Annotated in this window: 16 protein-coding genes and 1 tRNA gene; 10 read left to right on the top strand and 7 right to left on the bottom strand. The window is 69.3% G+C overall.

What is annotated here, in order from left to right:
• Positions 1–237: 237 nt before the first annotated feature.
• The 3 genes from ACQPZA_RS33520 to ACQPZA_RS33510 form a co-directional block, all read right to left on the bottom strand.
• Positions 238–1,311 carry a 2-oxoacid:ferredoxin oxidoreductase subunit beta gene (locus ACQPZA_RS33520; RefSeq protein WP_433276151.1) on the bottom strand — a complete coding sequence of 358 codons (1,074 nt, stop codon included), beginning with the start codon at positions 1,309–1,311 and terminating at the stop codon, positions 238–240.
• Positions 1,308–3,239: a 2-oxoacid:acceptor oxidoreductase subunit alpha gene (locus tag ACQPZA_RS33515; RefSeq protein WP_433276149.1), complete on the bottom strand. Its 1,932-nt coding sequence runs from the start codon at positions 3,237–3,239 to the stop codon at positions 1,308–1,310. Before ACQPZA_RS33515 ends, ACQPZA_RS33520 begins: the two co-directional genes overlap by 4 nt.
• Positions 3,240–3,367: 128 nt before the next feature.
• The gene (locus ACQPZA_RS33510) at positions 3,368–4,135 is read right to left on the bottom strand and encodes an enoyl-CoA hydratase (protein ID WP_433276147.1); all 768 of its coding nucleotides are present in this window, start codon (positions 4,133–4,135) and stop codon (positions 3,368–3,370) included.
• A gap of 124 nt (positions 4,136–4,259) precedes the next feature.
• Here ACQPZA_RS33510 and htpX point away from each other — a divergent pair, with 124 nt between their 5' ends.
• Positions 4,260–5,123, top strand: a complete 864-nt coding sequence (gene htpX, locus ACQPZA_RS33505) for a zinc metalloprotease HtpX (RefSeq protein ID WP_433276146.1) — start codon at positions 4,260–4,262, stop codon at positions 5,121–5,123.
• Between the two features lie 105 nt (positions 5,124–5,228).
• Here the strand turns inward: htpX and ACQPZA_RS33500 are convergent, their stop codons facing one another.
• Positions 5,229–5,801 carry a TIGR03086 family metal-binding protein gene (locus tag ACQPZA_RS33500; RefSeq protein ID WP_433276144.1) on the bottom strand — a complete coding sequence of 191 codons (573 nt, stop codon included), beginning with the start codon at positions 5,799–5,801 and terminating at the stop codon, positions 5,229–5,231.
• 81 nt (positions 5,802–5,882) lie between these two features.
• Here ACQPZA_RS33500 and ACQPZA_RS33495 point away from each other — a divergent pair, with 81 nt between their 5' ends.
• The 3 genes from ACQPZA_RS33495 (at position 5,883) to ACQPZA_RS33485 (ending at position 8,651) form a co-directional block, all read left to right on the top strand.
• A complete protein-coding gene (locus tag ACQPZA_RS33495) occupies positions 5,883–6,710 on the top strand; it encodes an AraC family transcriptional regulator (RefSeq protein ID WP_433276142.1) in 828 nt (275 codons plus the stop codon).
• Between the two features lie 103 nt (positions 6,711–6,813).
• On the top strand, positions 6,814–7,536 hold the full coding sequence (locus ACQPZA_RS33490) for an alpha/beta fold hydrolase (protein WP_433276140.1): 723 nt from the start codon (positions 6,814–6,816) through the stop codon (positions 7,534–7,536).
• A gap of 218 nt (positions 7,537–7,754) precedes the next feature.
• Positions 7,755–8,651: an EamA family transporter gene (locus tag ACQPZA_RS33485; protein WP_433276138.1), complete on the top strand. Its 897-nt coding sequence runs from the start codon at positions 7,755–7,757 to the stop codon at positions 8,649–8,651.
• 65 nt (positions 8,652–8,716) lie between these two features.
• Here ACQPZA_RS33485 and ACQPZA_RS33480 read toward each other — a convergent pair whose 3' ends face one another.
• Positions 8,717–9,208: a YajQ family cyclic di-GMP-binding protein gene (locus ACQPZA_RS33480; protein ID WP_433276136.1), complete on the bottom strand. Its 492-nt coding sequence runs from the start codon at positions 9,206–9,208 to the stop codon at positions 8,717–8,719.
• An 80-nt stretch (positions 9,209–9,288) separates the two neighbouring features.
• Here ACQPZA_RS33480 and ACQPZA_RS33475 point away from each other — a divergent pair.
• A tRNA-Tyr gene (locus tag ACQPZA_RS33475) sits at positions 9,289–9,370 on the top strand.
• A gap of 115 nt (positions 9,371–9,485) precedes the next feature.
• Here the strand turns inward: ACQPZA_RS33475 and ACQPZA_RS33470 are convergent.
• Entirely contained in the window at positions 9,486–9,794 is a 309-nt protein-coding gene (locus ACQPZA_RS33470; RefSeq protein ID WP_433276134.1) for a hypothetical protein, read from the bottom strand.
• Positions 9,781–10,383 carry a hypothetical protein gene (locus tag ACQPZA_RS33465; protein WP_433276132.1) on the bottom strand — a complete coding sequence of 201 codons (603 nt, stop codon included), beginning with the start codon at positions 10,381–10,383 and terminating at the stop codon, positions 9,781–9,783. The genes ACQPZA_RS33470 and ACQPZA_RS33465 overlap by 14 nt, the downstream gene beginning before the upstream one ends.
• Before the next feature lie 351 nt (positions 10,384–10,734).
• Between ACQPZA_RS33465 and ACQPZA_RS33460 the strand changes: the two genes are divergently transcribed.
• The 5 genes from ACQPZA_RS33460 to ACQPZA_RS33440 all read left to right on the top strand — a co-directional run bounded on the left by ACQPZA_RS33460 (position 10,735) and on the right by ACQPZA_RS33440 (position 14,572).
• On the top strand, positions 10,735–10,983 hold the full coding sequence (locus ACQPZA_RS33460) for a hypothetical protein (RefSeq protein WP_433276130.1): 249 nt from the start codon (positions 10,735–10,737) through the stop codon (positions 10,981–10,983).
• A gap of 282 nt (positions 10,984–11,265) precedes the next feature.
• Positions 11,266–11,979 carry a class I SAM-dependent methyltransferase gene (locus tag ACQPZA_RS33455; RefSeq protein WP_433276128.1) on the top strand — a complete coding sequence of 238 codons (714 nt, stop codon included), beginning with the start codon at positions 11,266–11,268 and terminating at the stop codon, positions 11,977–11,979.
• A 151-nt stretch (positions 11,980–12,130) separates the two neighbouring features.
• Positions 12,131–12,610, top strand: a complete 480-nt coding sequence (locus ACQPZA_RS33450; RefSeq protein WP_433276127.1) for a hypothetical protein — start codon at positions 12,131–12,133, stop codon at positions 12,608–12,610.
• A gap of 43 nt (positions 12,611–12,653) precedes the next feature.
• Positions 12,654–13,934 (top strand): sensor histidine kinase, encoded by a 1,281-nt coding sequence (locus ACQPZA_RS33445; RefSeq protein WP_433276125.1) that lies wholly within the window; start codon positions 12,654–12,656, stop codon positions 13,932–13,934.
• Positions 13,919–14,572: a response regulator transcription factor gene (locus ACQPZA_RS33440; RefSeq protein WP_433276123.1), complete on the top strand. Its 654-nt coding sequence runs from the start codon at positions 13,919–13,921 to the stop codon at positions 14,570–14,572. The genes ACQPZA_RS33445 and ACQPZA_RS33440 overlap by 16 nt, the downstream gene beginning before the upstream one ends.
• Positions 14,573–15,245 lie beyond the last annotated feature (673 nt).

Here is a 15,245-nt window from a genome sequence, read left to right as displayed (position 1 = left end):
CAAGCGCCACCAAATCGGGTAACACCATCGGATTAATGCAGTACTTTTAGTTAAGTTACGCGTCCGATCGTGGCAATTGTGCGGAAGAAAATGCCTTCGCGGCACGCCGTGATCTACACAGAGTTGACATGAAGTCACCCGATGGGAGGCGTACCTGATCGCGCCGGCGGCTTCGGGCGAAAAGCGAACAGCCACCGCCCGGCTGGGGCGGTGGCTGCTGGCGGGACGGGAGGAGCGTCAGCCGTCGACGGTCCAGGTGTCGCGGCCGTTGAGCAGCGCCTGCAGGTCGGCCGTCCTGGTGCGGCGGGCCTCGTCCACCTGAGCGCGGGCGGCGTCGTCGTAGGTGGTGCGGTCGGCGTTGCGGAAGATGCCGGTGACGGTGTGGGTGAGGTTCTGGTCGGACAGCCGCGACAGCGCGAACGCCAGGTTGTGGTCGGTGGCGTCGTGGACGACCACACGGTCGGCGTCGACCTCGTCGACCTTCGCGACTCCCAGGCCGAACCCGTCCTGGACGACGGCGTAGCTGCCCAGTCCGTCCTCGGCCTCCGGGCCGAACCGGATCGGCTCGCCGTGGCGCACCGGGATGAGCCGCTCGGTGGCCTCGTCGCCCTTGCGGAGCACGTCGAAGCTGCCGTCGTTGAAGATCGGGCAGTCCTGGAAGATCTCGACCAGCGCGGTGCCCCGGTGCGCGGCGGCCGCGCCGAGCACCTCGGTGAGGCCCTTGCGGTCGGAGTCGAGCGCCCGGCCGACGAACGTGGCCTCGGCGCCGAGGGCCAGCGAGATCGGGTTGAACGGGTGGTCGACCGACCCCATGGGGGTGGACTTGGTGACCTTGCCCTCTTCGCTGGTGGGCGAGTACTGGCCCTTCGTCAGGCCGTAGATCCTGTTGTTGAACAGCAGGATCTTGAGGTTGACGTTGCGGCGCAGCGCGTGGATCAGGTGGTTGCCGCCGATCGACAGCGCGTCGCCGTCGCCGGTGACGACCCACACCGACAGGTCGGGGCGAGTGACGGCGAGACCGGTCGCGATGGCGGGGGCGCGCCCGTGGATCGAGTGCATCCCGTAGGTGTTGAGGTAGTACGGGAACCGCGAGGAGCATCCGATCCCGGACACGAACACCGTGTTCTCACGCTTGATGCCCAGCGTGGGGAGGAACTGGCGGACCGCGGCCAGCACGGCGTAGTCACCGCAGCCGGGGCACCAGCGCACCTCCTGGTCGGAGGTGAAGTCCTTGGCCGTCTGCTTCTCGTCGGTGGTCGGAACTCCGTCGAGGCCGCCGAGCTGCGGGAGCCCGAGGTCGATCGCGGTCATGCGTGCACCCCATTGATGCGAATCGGCTCGATGCTGTGCGGGTTGAGGTAGTCGAGGAACAGGTCCTGCAGCTCTTCGGCCTTGAAGGGCAGGCCGGAGACCTTGGTGTAGCTCTTGACGTCCACCAGGTAGCGCGCCCGCAGCAGCACCGACAGCTGGCCGAGGTTCATCTCGGGCACCAGCACGGTGCGGTACCGGGAGAGCACCTCGCCCAGATTGGCGGGCAGCGGGTTCAGGTTGCGCAGGTGGGCCTGGGCGACCTTCTTGCCCATGCCGCGGACCCGGCGGGCGCCTGCCCCGATCGGACCGTAGGTGGAGCCCCAGCCCAGCACCAGCAGCTCCGCGTCGCCGGTGGGGTCGTCCACCTCGAGGTCGGGCACCGAGATGCCGCTGATCTTCGCGGCGCGCAGCCGGACCATCCGGTCGTGGTTGTCCGGGTCGTAGGAGATCGAGCCGCGGCCGTCGGCCTTCTCCAGGCCACCGATGCGATGTTCCAGCCCCGGTGTGCCCGGGATGGCCCACGGTCGGGCGAGCGTGTCGTCGTCGCGCAGGTAGGGCCAGAACTCGTCGGACCCGTTGGGCGCGTTCGGCTCGGTGGCGAACTTGGGGTCGATGGACTCGAGCGTGGTGGCGTCGGGCACCTTCCACGGTTCGGAGCCGTTGGCCAGCGAACCGTCGGACATCAGCAGCACCGGCGTGCGGTAGGTGACGGCGATGCGAACCGCCTCCAGCGTGGCGTCGAAGCAGTCGGCCGGTGAGCGTGGCGCGACGATCGGCACCGGGGCCTCGCCGTTGCGTCCGAACATGGCCTGCAGCAGGTCGGCCTGCTCGGTCTTGGTGGGCAGACCGGTGGACGGGCCGCCGCGCTGCACGTCGACGACCAGCATCGGGAGCTCCAGGGCCACCGCCAGCCCGATGGTCTCGGACTTGAGCGCCAGCCCGGGACCCGACGTGGTGGTGACCCCCAGCGCGCCGCCGAACGCCGCGCCGAGCGCCGAACCGACGCCCGAGATCTCGTCCTCCGCCTGGAAGGTGGTGACGTTGAACGACTTGTGCTTGGACAGCTCGTGGAGGATGTCCGACGCCGGCGTGATCGGGTACGAGCCGAGGAACACGGACAGCCCGCTGAGCCGGCCGGCTGCGACGATCCCGTAGGCGAGCGCGGTGTTGCCGGTGATCTGCCGGTAGGTGCCAACGTCGAGCTTCGCCGGGGCCACCTCGTAGGTCACCGCGAACGACTCGGTGGTCTCGCCGTAGGCGTGGCCCGCCCGGAACGCGAGGATGTTGGCCTCGGCCAGATCGGGCCGCCGGGCGAACTTCTCGCGCAGGAACCGCTCGGTGCCCTCGTGCGGACGGTGGTACATCCAGGACAGCAGGCCGAGCGCGAACATGTTCTTCGCGCGCTCCGCGTCCTTCTTCGACAGCCCGGTCTCCTCGAGGGCTCCGCGGGTGAGCGTGGCCATCGCGACGGGGAACACCGAGAAGCGCTCGAGGGAACCGTCCTCGAGGGGGTTGGTCTCGTAGCCGACCTTCGTGAGGTTCCGCTTGGTGAACTCGTCGGTGTTGACGATCAACACCCCACCGGCGGGCAGGTCGATGACGTTGGACTTCAACGCCGCGGGGTTCATCGCGACGAGGACGTCGGGCCGGTCGCCGGGGGTCAGGATGTCGTAGTTCGCGAAGTGCAGCTGGAACGACGAGACGCCCGGCAGCGTGCCGGCAGGGGCCCGGATCTCCGCCGGGAAGTTCGGCAGGGTCGACAGGTCGTTGCCGAATGCGGCGGTCTCCGAGGTGAAACGGTCGCCGGTGAGCTGCATGCCGTCGCCGGAGTCACCTGCGAAGCGGATGACGACGCGGTCGCGCTGAATCACCGGCCTGCCGCCGCCGGAGTGTGTTGAGGACTGGTCGACGGCGGTGTCAGAAGTCATTCGAGGTCGGTCCTCGGGTCGAGGGGGCTTGCTCGGGGTGCCTTGCGAGGTTAACTCCCGGTACGTATGGGTGTCCTTGCACCCCGTTCGACGTCACACCTCACGGTTCGTGCAGGTGTATGTCCTTGTTACCCCTTTTGATCGCGGCTAGACCTGCTGATCTTCGTCTGGAGGGCGGCGAGCCGTTGCTGGAACTCGTCGGAGTGCACCGAGGCGGCCTGTGCGCGCACCTCCACCTCGACGGCCTCGGCCTGCGTCGCCATGCCCGCGGTCAGGCGCAGCGTGGCCTTCGTGGTGCGCACCAGGTCGGCGGGCGCAGCCGCGGCCCGGCCCGCCAGCTCGACGGCAGCGGCCACCACGTCGTCCACCGCCCGGTGCACCAGCCCGATCCGGGCGGCCTCCTCGGCGTCGAATACATCACCGAACAGGGTGAGCGCCGCCGCTCCCTGCGGGCCGAGCACGCGCTGCACCATCCAGGTGTAGCCGCCGCCGGGGTGCAGCCCCAGCGGCAGGAACCGCGCGTCGAACTTCGCGCGGGGGCCGGCGAGGCGCAGGTCGCAGGCCAGCGCGAGGTTCAGCCCCGCACCGACGGCCGCGCCGTTCACGGCGGCGAGGGTCGGCAGCGGGCACTCGGCGACGGCAAGGAACCCGGCGTAGACGGTATGCAGCGTCGCCGGGTCGGCCTTGGCGAGTTCGCCCAGGTCGCCGCCGGCACAGAACGCCGGGTCCTCGCCTGTGATGACGATCGCGCCGACACCGTCGTCCGCCGTGGCGGACCGCACCGCGTCGGCGAGCTTCTCGGACAGCTCGATGTTCATCGCGTTGCGCCGTTCCGGGTTCGACAGGGTGAGGACGGCGACCCGGTTGGTGATCTCGCTGTGGACTGCGGTGGCCATGGGCGCATCTTGCTCCGGGGACGGCCCGAGCGCGCCGTCACGCCCGTCACGTCGGGCTCGACCCGGCCTCCGGAACACGACCCGGTCGTTGTTCGTTCACGGATCGGGACAGGAAGGACCCGAAGTGCACAGGTCGATGAACGGGTTGAAGACAGCGCTGCTGCTGGGCGGTCTGAGCGCGCTGGTGCTGCTCGTCGGGTCGCTGTTCGGCCGCGGCGGGCTGTTCATCGCGTTCGTGGTCGCACTGGCGATGAACGGCTATGCGTTCTTCAACTCCGACAAGCTCGCGCTGCGCGCCATGCACGCGCGGCCCATCACCGAGGCGGAGCACCCGGCCATGTACCGGATCGTGCGCGAGCTCTCGCGCACCGCCCGCCAGCCGATGCCCCGCCTCTACATCTCGCCCACCGCGGCGCCCAACGCGTTCGCCACCGGTCGTAGCCCGCGGCACGCCGCCGTGTGTGCCACCACCGGGCTGCTGGCCCTGCTCGACGAGCGGGAGCTGCGCGCGGTGCTGGGCCACGAGCTGAGCCACGTCTACAACCGCGACATCCTCATCTCCTCGGTGGCCGGGGCGCTCGCGTCGATGGTGAGCCTGCTGGCCAACATCGCCATGTTCGCCGGCCTGTTCGGCGGTGGCGACGAGGAGCGGCCCAACCCGCTGGCGCTGCTGCTGATCGCGCTCCTCGGGCCCGTCGCGGCCGGGCTCGTCCAGATGGCCGTGAGCCGTTCGCGGGAGTTCCAGGCCGACGCGAGCGGCGCCGCTCTCACGGGCGACCCGCTGGCGCTGGCCTCCGCGCTGCGCAAGCTGGAGCGTGGCACCCAGCTCGCGCCGCTGCCCCCTGAGCCGCAGCTGATGTCCCAGTCCCACCTCATGATCGCCAGCCCGTTCCGGACGGGCGAGCAGATGACCAGGCTGTTCTCCACCCACCCGCCTCTGCAGGAGCGGATCCGCAGGCTGGAGCAGATGCGCCTCGGGCGCCCCTGAGCGCTCGCCCGGCAGTGGCCGCCGACGTTCAGGAAAGCCACTTTCCGGCCCTCTGCGGGCAGCAAAGTGGCTTTCCTGAACCGGGACGCGCTGCCGCGAGCGCGTTCACGGCGTCCGGCCCATCATCGCGAGCAGCTCAGCCTGCGCCCCGGCTCCGGCCGCGACCTCGACCCGCGCGCCGATCACCCCGATCTCCCGGTACGTCGACTCCATCGAGCCGAACCAGGCCCGCACGGCCGCCACGGCCTCGGCGTCCATCGTCTCGTCGGCCCCCAGCGCGCGAGCCAGGTCGACGGCGTGCACGAGGTGGTCGGCGGCGAGCTGCATGGCGTACTCGCGGCCGGGGTGGTCGCCGAAGGACAGGTGCACGACGCGGTCCATCGCCCCCTCGGAGAAGACGGCGGACAGCGCCCGCGCGGCCGCGTCGTCGAAGGCGCTCACCGGGTCGCCGCCGAGCAGGTCGCTCTCGAACCGGGAGCCGACCTCCCCGATCGTCGCGCCGGCGAAGAGCGGGGGCGCCCACAGCTCCTCCTCGACGAGATGGCGGACCAGATCGCGCACCGTCCAGCCGGGAAGGGGCGTCGGTGCGTCCCAGCGGCCGTCGACGGCGTGCACCTGCGCGCCGAACTCCGCGCTGCACCGGGCGTAGATCTGGCGGACGTCCACCCGGGTGAGCATGCCCCCTCAGCAGGCCCTTCCAGAACCCCCGGCCGGGCCGCGGCTCTCGGAGTTGTCGGGGGTGGCGGGCATGCTGGGCCTGTGACGGAGCCTGCTGCGCCCACCACGAGTGAGTCCGGCCTGCTCGGGGTGCGCGATGTCGGCTTCTCCCTGGAGCGTTTTCCACCCACACCCGATCTGGCCGGGCTCGTCGAGCGCCACTGGCTGGTGTCCTGGGATCTGCCGCCGGGGCAAGATGCGTCGGTCACGCTGCTGCCGCACCCGTGCGTCAACCTCGTGCTCGACGGGGGGCGGCTGGCGGTCTCGGGGGTGGGCCGCGACCGGTTCACCTACGGCTACCGCGAGTCGGGCCGGGTGTTCGGCGTGAAGTTCCGGCCGGGAGCCTTCCTGCCGTTCCTGCGTGCGCCCGTCTCCCACATCACCGACGCGGTGCTGCCGGCCGGGCAGCTGTGGGGCCCCGCCGCAGACCGACTGGCCACGCGGATGACGGCAGCGCCCGGCGTCGACGACCTCGTCCGGCTGGTCGAGGCCTTCCTGCGGGAGCGCAGGCCCCCGCACGACCCGCAGGTGGAGCTGGTCGGCCGGATCGTCGTGGCTCTGCTGCACGACCGCACGATCAGCCGCGTCGACGACGTCACCCAGCGGTTCGGCATCAGCCCGCGCACGCTGCAGCGGCTGTTCCAGCGCTACGTCGGGGTCAGCCCGAAGTGGGTGCTCCGCCGCTACCGGCTGCACGAGGCCGCGGCGGCGCTCGCCAGGGAGCAGCACCGGCCGTGGGCGGAGGTCGCCGCCGAGCTGGGCTACTTCGACCAGTCCCACTTCATCCGCGACTTCACCACGGCGGTCGGCCTCACCCCGGCGGCCTACGCCCAGGCCTGCCTGCAGTCGCGGGCCCCGGTCAGCGCCTGACCCCACCGCGCACACCTGATGGCCACCGCACACACGTCCTGCGGTGTGCACGGTGGCCACTGGATGTGCACCGAGCAGTGATCGGATGCGGGATGCTGGCGCCGTGACCGGTCTCCGCGTGCGCCGGGGCGGCGGCAGCGCCCCCGTCGTGTTGTTGCTGCACGGGCTCGGCGCCACCTCGGAGGTGTGGGACGGGGTCGTGGACGCTCTCGGCGACCGTGCCTGGGTGGCGCCCGACCTGCCCGGGCACGGCGGGTCGGATCCGCTGCCGCACTACACGTTCCCCGCGGTGGCCGCGGCGGTGGCCGACCTGGTCGACCCCGCAGGCACGGTGGTCGTCGGGCACTCGTTCGGCGGGGTCGTCGCGCTCCACCTCGCGAGCCGCCCCGGCCTCCGTGCGGTGGTCGGACTCGGCATCAAGGTCGCCTGGACCGACGACGAGCTCGCCCGCGCCGCGAAGGTCGCCGCCCGGGAGCCCGTGCGCTTCGACACCCGCGCCGAGGCCGTAGCCCGCCACCTGCGCGTCGCCGGACTCGACGGCCTGGTCGGGCCGGACCAGCCGGCGGCGGCCGCGGGCGTCGTCGAGGAGGGCGGCCGCTGGCGCCCCACCCTCGACCCCCGCGCCTTCGGCGTCGGCGAACCGGGTGTCGCCGCCCTGCTCGCCGCGGCCCCCGTCCCGGTCGTGCTGGCACGGGGGGAGCACGACCTGATGGTCAGCTCCGCCGACCTGCTGGCGCTCGCCCCGAACTCCGTCGACCTGCCCGGGCTCGGCCACAACGCCCACGTGGAGTCTCCGGCTGCGGTCGCGGCGCTGATCCCGGCCTAGCTGCCGTGTTACGGTCCGAAACAGCATGTGGTTGCGCCTAGGGTTCCGCTGACCGCCCGCCTCCCATCCGACAATCAGGGCGGCCCAGGCCTGGACCGAGCGGCGCCACGGCGAGGCTGTCCGCCTGGACGTCTGGTCGACACCTGACGGGATAAAAGCCCCGAGGGCTCCGTGTTCGACCTGCCCACTTTCTTGTGGGATCGACTCCAGGAGCCACCGTGGTGACTGCCCCTCTGACCGCTGCCCTCGCCTCGTCGACCGACCCGTCCGCCGGAGTCGGTGGCGCGTTCGTCGCGATCACCTTGTTCGCCGCGCTGCTCCACGCGACGTGGAACGCGATGGCTCACGCAGTGCCGGACCGGCTGGTCGGCTTCGGTCTCATCGGGGTCGCCTACACGCTTGTCGGCGGGGCTGTCGCCGTCGGGCTCGGCCTGCCACCTGCGTCGGTCTGGCCGCTCATCCTGGCGTCGGCGGCCTTGCACGTCGCCTACAACCTGCTGCTGCTCACCAGTTTCCAGCTGGGCGAGTTCAGCCAGGTCTACCCGGTGGCGCGTGGGACGGCCCCCTGGCTCGTCGTGGTGATCGAGGTCGCGGTGCTCGGCCGGACCCTGCCGCTGTGGCAGCTGGTCGGTGTCCTCGTCATGTCGGCCGGGCTCATCAGCCTCGCGCTCGAGGGGGGTCGCTTCTCCCGGGCGCAGCTTCCCGCGTTGGGCGCGGCGGTGGCGACGGGGGCATGCATCGCCGCCTACACCGTCGTCGACGCCCAGGCGGTGGCGACGGCGGCCGTGCCGGTCTACGCAGCCTGGATGTTCCTGCTCCAGGGCCCGGTGGTTCCCGTCATCGCGCTCATGGCCCGGGGCCGCGGCCTCCTGACCGGGACCAGCCGTTCGACGATGACGCGCGGCCTCGCCGGCGGTCTCGTCTCCCTCCTCGCCTACGGGCTCGTGCTCTACGCCCAGACCAGCGGCGCGACCGCCGCCGTCGCCGCGCTCCGGGAGAGCAGCATCGTCTTCGGAGCGATCATCGGGACCGTGGTGCTGAAGGAGCGCTTCGGCCTCTCGCGCATCGTGGCGGCGATCATCGTCACCGCAGGCACCGTATTGATCACTCTCTGAACGTGACGTGACGTCGGTGCGGCTCGCCAGGGGCAGCCACACCGACGGTCACGCTCATCGTCGCCCTACCGGTAGTTGGTGAACTGCAGGGCGATCCCGAAGTCTTTGCCCTTGAGCAGCGCGATGACGGCCTGCAGGTCGTCCTTCTTCTTGCCCGACACGCGCAGCTGGTCGCCCTGGATCTGGGCCTGCACGCCCTTCAGCTTCTCGTCCCGGATGGCCTTGCTGATCTCCTTGGCCTTGTCCGACTCGATGCCCTGCAGGATCTTGCCGTTGACCTTGTAGACCTTCCCGGAGACGGCGGGCTCCCCGGCCTCGAACGCCTTCAGCGAGATGTTCCGCTTGATCAGCTTCTCCTTGAAGACCTCGACGGCCGCCATGGCCCGCTCCTCGGTCTCCGACTCGATCGTCAGAGCCTCCTCACCGGCCCAGGCGATCGAGGTCCCCGTCCCGCGGAAGTCGAAGCGCTGCGAGAGCTCCTTCGCCGCCTGGTTGAGGGCGTTGTCGACCTCCTGCCGGTCGACCTTGCTCACCACGTCGAACGACGGGTCAGCCATCACGTGCCTCCTTGGTGACCGGGCCGCTGCTGGACCCGGTTCATCGCTGTCGTATCCTCATACCCGCGCCACGGCGCACTGGCAGGTTGCCCGAGTGGCCAAAGGGAGCGGACTGTAAATCCGTCGGCTTAGCCTACGAAGGTTCGAATCCTTCACCTGCCACACCCAGGCGGAACGGCCCCTGAACTGCGGAAACGCAGGACAGGGGCCGTTCTGCTGTGTCCGGTGGTGTCCGGCGTCGGCCGGCCGTCCCCGGGGGGTTGCGGCAAATGCGTGGTCAGGTCGAGCCGTCGCGTGGTGGCAGGCCGAGAGCCAGGGCGACGCGCTGCCGGGCGGCGTCCTCCTGACCGGCGATGCACTTCGCGTAGACCCGCAGCAGGACGGCCACGCTGTGGCCGGCCCACTCCGCAACCTGCGTCGGCGGTACGCCGGCGTTGAGCCATGTCGAGACGGCCGCGTGGCGCAGGTCGTACGGCCGTCGCGCGAGCGGTGAGGCTGCCTCCTCCGATGTCAGTGCCTCGGTGCGGGCGCTCGCCCACACGCGCCCGTAGACGCTGTCGGAGAGATCGCCGTCATCGGCGCGCATCGATCCGAACAGGCGTCCCTTGCGATTCGCCCCGAACTCGTCCAGATGGGCCCTTAGGAGGGCTGTCAGCGGCGGAGGGGAGGGGACGAGGCGGATTGCCTCTCGGGCGGTGCTTCAACCCGCGCTCGTCACGACGTCGCCCGCTGTCGCTCCATGCCGCCCCGGTCGTCGGAGCTGAGCCGGGGAGAAATAGCTGTCCCCAACCCTCGGCGGGGATGTGCAGGGCCGATGTCGGGAGTTGCGCGGCCTCACCGGGTCGCAGAGCGGCGTAGTACATCAGCCCGAAGAACGCAGCGAGCCGCTTGCCTGACTCGCCCTGCCTGCCCACTGCGGCGAGCAGCCGGCCGGCCTGCTCCGGGTTGACGACCACGCGCCGGTCGACCTCCTCGACCGCACGGCGAGCCCTGACGCGCACGGCGGTGAGCGGGTTGGCTGAAAGGAGTTGGCGTTCCACTGCGTACTCCAGGGCGTTGTGCAGCACGGCGCGTTTCCGGTGGCTTGTACTGGCGGCGGCCAACTGGCCGTCGAGTCGGCGACCGAGAGCCGCGAGCACGGCACGGAGCACCTCAGGGCGCGCCAGATCGATCACAGGTCGCGTGTTGCTCTCCAGCCAGCGAACTGTCCGAGCGAGCTCGCTCGGTGGCTGCCCGTTCTGCCGGGACCGCGTGTTGAACGACCAGGAGTAGAGGGCGCGCCGCAACAGGGCGGCCTCGGGGCGGCCAGCTCCGATCGTCAGTACGACGGTCGCGAGCGTTTCGGCGATCCAGGCCGCAAGCGCGGCCCGGCGTTGGGCATCATCCCGATGTCTTCGTGGCTGATCACCTGGTCATCTCCACTCGTCAAACCAACCGTATTAATACGGTCTGTCGTGTTGCGACGGTAGGTGTTAGCCGTATCAACGTCCAAGCTCTGTCTTGAGACGGCCTGTAAGCTGCGCGTCATGGGTGATTCCGGACCCGACGTCACAGTGATCGATGACGATGTCTTCGACGATCTATTCGGTGACACTGTCGAGGTCAACGCTGAAGGCGCGGTTGTCAGCGCAGCTGATGTCACTTCAGTATCGGATGGACCCCCTTTCGATGATAAGTGCGTATCACGTCTCCTCAATGACGAACCTATGGCTTCGCCCGGCGCCTGTATTCTTGACCGTGCCTACGGGTTCCGCGGCGTGCTGCTTGATCATTGACCACGCGGCACCCGGGGCGTGCGGCCTCCGGCCGGTCCCCGTGCCGCGCGCCCGGTAACGAGACCCCGGCATTGACGCCGAAGACGACGTGGCGCGACAGACAGAACAACCACCACATGCCCTCGCCGGGCGGCTGTCTCCCGGATGGCCAGGCCGAGCACAGTGGCGCGGGCATAGGTGGGAAGGCGGGGTGCTCTTCCGACCTTACATGTTGCCGTGGTCAGTAATCCCTTCACCCGCCTCGCGATCAACGGCTCGACCAGCGCGAGTAGCGTCGCCCAAATGGAGCTGACCACCATTGCAGTCCCCCATACGCTTGCCCACCTCAAGCCACTACTGCCCCCTCCCCCAGCCCGTATTCTTGAGGCAGGGTGCGGCACTGGTGCCTTGGCCGCCGCCCTGGCAGACCTGGGCTACACGGTCACCGGCGTGGATCGCAACGCCGAGATGACGGCCGCGGCCGAGAAGCGCGGAGTGTCCGTCATCCAGTCCGACGTCCGTGACGTCTCGGGCGACGAGTACGACGTCGTATTGTTCACGCGCTCCCTGCACCACGCCGAGAGCCTGGATGACATTCTGGCCCACGCCGCCACGTTGCTAGCCCCGAATGGGCAGGTCATAATCGAAGAGTTCGCCTGGGAGCGAGTGGACCACGCCGCTGCGCACTTCCTCTTCGACAACCGCGCGCTGCTGGTTGCTGCTGGCCTGCTCGACGCTGACTTCCCTTCCGGTGACCTGCGCGATGCCTGGGTTGATCGCCACAATTCCCTCCACCAAGGTTCTGCCATGCTCGCCGCCCTGAGCCGCGTCGGCTCCAATGTGACCACGGTGGCTACCAGCATCCTGTGGCGCCTGGTCGACGGACGGGGCGGTGTCTGGGTTGAGCCAGCCACTCGTGCCCCTGACGCCCTCAACGCCATCCGCGAAGCCGAGGAACGCCGCATCGCGGCTGGCATGCTTCCGTCGGTCGGACTGCTCGCGTCCGTCCGCCAATGACACCCCCTGCGTTCGATTGCAGCCGTTGGCTTCCCATCGACCTCCCAGAGGGCTGGGAGCGCGTGAAGAATACGCGAGGTGGGTCTAGCCCCACCGCGTTGGGTGTCTAGACCTCTCGCGCACGGCTCGTGGCCTTCGTAGTGTCTCGGCCATGCCGAACTCGAGTAACCAGAAAGTGCCCAGGGACAGCGACTCCGCCGCCTGGGTGCCGTCGAGCGATGCGCGTGTAGTGGACGTCTTCGACACGGTGAAGAAGTGTATCGTGATCTTTGGTGTTATCAGTGCTGTCGTCTTGGCGACGGTGGCCACGATCGCGCTGGCGGGCGGCTTCGTGAATACGTTCATGTGGGTTCGCGCCGGCGTTTTGCTTCTTACTGCTGTGCTGTTCTACCAGTGGGCCGTACGCGGATCGCGGGGGGCACCGAAGAGCGTCGAGCGCCTGCGCATCGTGAGCACGATCTTGCCGATAGCAGTCGTCGTGGTGGACTTGATCCCGGGTGTCTGCCCTGTATGGTACGTCGGGATGCAGGCCGTGTCGGCCGTGCCACTGGTCGCCATTGCCGTCCTTATCCGCCGACGCGTCGTGAAGGCTGCATTCCCAGGAAAGCATGAGGCGCGCGGGGCAGTGTGACGTGCATGGTGGAATCGGCTGCGGCTGGGAAGGAGAACGGCGGATGGGACGGGTGGGTTCGTGGCTGGCGGCGGCGGGACTAGGTTTCGCCAGGGCGGTGGTGCTCGCCGCCGCCGCCGCGATCCTCCCGACGGTGTCGATCGTTCCCGCGGCTGTCTCTGCGTTGTCGGGTTCTGCGTGGTCCTGGACCAACCCCTGGTCGGGGGTGGGGGTGCTCCTGTTCTTCGTCCCGCTCACATCGGTGTTCGCGCGGCGGATCGGCACGCTGTTCCGCCGCATCCTTCGCCGGTGGTGTGGCATCGTGATCGAGGATGGCTACCGACGCCGCGAGACTGCGCCGGAGCCCGTGCGGCTGTCGACCGGATACTGGTGGAACGGCCACTCCTATGAGCGCAGTCGCCGCGACGCGGAGCTTGATCAGCAATGGCGACGACGGATCGGCGATCCGGCGTACTGGCGTGATGTGCGGTGGGTGGTGCTTGCGGCCGTCGCAGTAGGGCCGGTGTGCGCGGTGCCAGCGGCGGCGTTGACCGGCGCCGTGGTCGCGTTCGCGTATCCGGTACCGGCCACCGTCGTGGTCGGAGTGCTGCTCGTGGTGGTAGCCGTGACCAGCTCACCTTATGCCTGGCGGGTCATCATCCCGCTCGGTCAACGATGGCTACGGCTGCCGGAAGGTGCCGTGGCTGCCGAACGCGTGCGGGAGCTGGAATTGCAGCGCGCTGATCTGACCATGGCGCAGGCCGCGGAGATCCGCCGCATCGAGCGCGACCTGCATGACGGTGCGCAGGCTCGCCTTGTTGCGGTGGGGTTGTCTCTCGCGACCGCGGAGAAGCTGATGGACGACGACCCGGTGCGCGCCAAAGCGCTGCTGCGTGAAGCCCGGAAGGGCACAACAAGCTCCTTGGCCGAGCTACGCGATCTCGTGCGCGGTGTCAGCCCGCCGGTGCTCGTCGAACGGGGCGTGGTCGAGGCGATCCGGGCGCTCGCCCTCGACAGCCCGGTCGATGTCCGCGTCGACGCTCCCGATCGCATACGGCTGGAGATCCCTGTCGAGGCCGCTGTGTATTTCGCCGTTGCCGAGCTGCTGGCCAATGCGGCGAAGCACGCTCCGTCGGCGCACGTGCGCGTGCGCATTCGTGATCGTGGCACTGCCGTCGAAGTGGATGTCGAGGATGACGGCCTTGGCGGTGCCGAAGTTGTTCCGGGCGGCGGGCTCGATGGCATCGGCAGGCGCCTTGCCGCATTCGGCGGCGCTCTCGCCGTGGTCAGCCCGGCGGGAGGCCCGACACAGGCGAGAATGGTGGTGCCATGCGTATCGTCGTAGCCGAAGACCTCTACCTACTTCGCGACGGCATCGTCCGGCTTCTGGAAGCGTACGGTCATGAAGTCGTGGCAACGGCCACAACGGGCCCCGAAACGCTGGACGCCATGCTCACGCAGCGGCCCGACATCACGGTTGTTGACGTCCGGATGCCACCGACGAACACCGATGAGGGTCTCACCGCTGCACTCGACGCGCGCAAGCAGATCCAGGGTCTCCCGGTGCTCATCCTCTCCCAGCACGTCGAGCAGCTCTACGCCCGCGAGCTCCTTGCCGACCACGCAGGCGGTGTCGGGTACCTGCTGAAGGACAGCGTGTTCGACGCCGACCAGTTCCTCAACGCACTGGAGCGTGTCGCCGGCGGTGGCACGGCGCTCGATCCCGCAGTCGTGACGAAGCTGCTCGCCCGCCCCGCGACTGTCCCGCGGCTCGCACAGCTCACCGAGCGGGAACGGTCCGTTCTCGCGCTCATGGCGGAGGGGCTGTCCAACGCTGCCATCGCAAATCGCCTGTTCCTCAGCGAGAGCGCGATCAGCAAGTACACGACCACGACCTTCGACAAGCTAGGCATCCAGGAGGACGGCACAGCCAACCGACGCGTTCTCGCCGTCCTCGCCTATCTCGACGACAGCCAGAACTGATGGTTGCAGCTACTACGAGCCGAGCACGGAGACTGACTAAGTCGACGCGACGTGCGTGGGAACCGTCCGGGAACCGGCGCGATCAGGGGTCGCAGAGCTCGAAGCATGTGAGGCGGACGTCCAAGCGATGCTGTGGCAAATGCGTGTCCAAGTACTGCTGCAGCCGCGGCCGGGCGACGTATCCCTGCAGATCACAGGGGGTGTTCAGGGACTTGCGGTACTCCACTGCAAATCCGTCGGCTTAGCCTACGAAGGTTCGAATCCTTCACCTGCCAACCCAGGCGGAACGGCCCCTGAACTGAGGAAACGCGGGACAGGGGCCGTTCCGCTGTTGTCCGGCCGTGTCCGGTTGCGTCCCAGCTTCTCTGTCGACGGACCGTGCGCGGATCGATCAAGAGCGCGCCTCCGGCGGTCGGCTACCCGGCCCCCGAGGCGGCAGGGGGCGTGCTCTCAGCTCTCAGAGGGCGCTCAGCAGCGGCGGAACCACCAGCGCTGCGACGGATGCACGAGGGGGTTGTTCATCGTCTTGTCCACGAACAGCAGGTCGAGCTTGGCGATCTGGCAGCGGAGCGGTGCGCGCTGATGTCGTGGTAGAGCGCACACCGCTTGTTCGAGCGCCTCCCGGGCGACGGGGCCGACGAACTGAACCAGGTCGTTGTTCTCCCCCTGCAGC

Source organism: Pseudonocardia xinjiangensis (genome assembly GCF_050948425.1).
Lineage (GTDB): Bacteria > Actinomycetota > Actinomycetes > Mycobacteriales > Pseudonocardiaceae > Pseudonocardia > Pseudonocardia xinjiangensis.
This window is presented reverse-complemented; position numbering and strand designations above follow the sequence as displayed.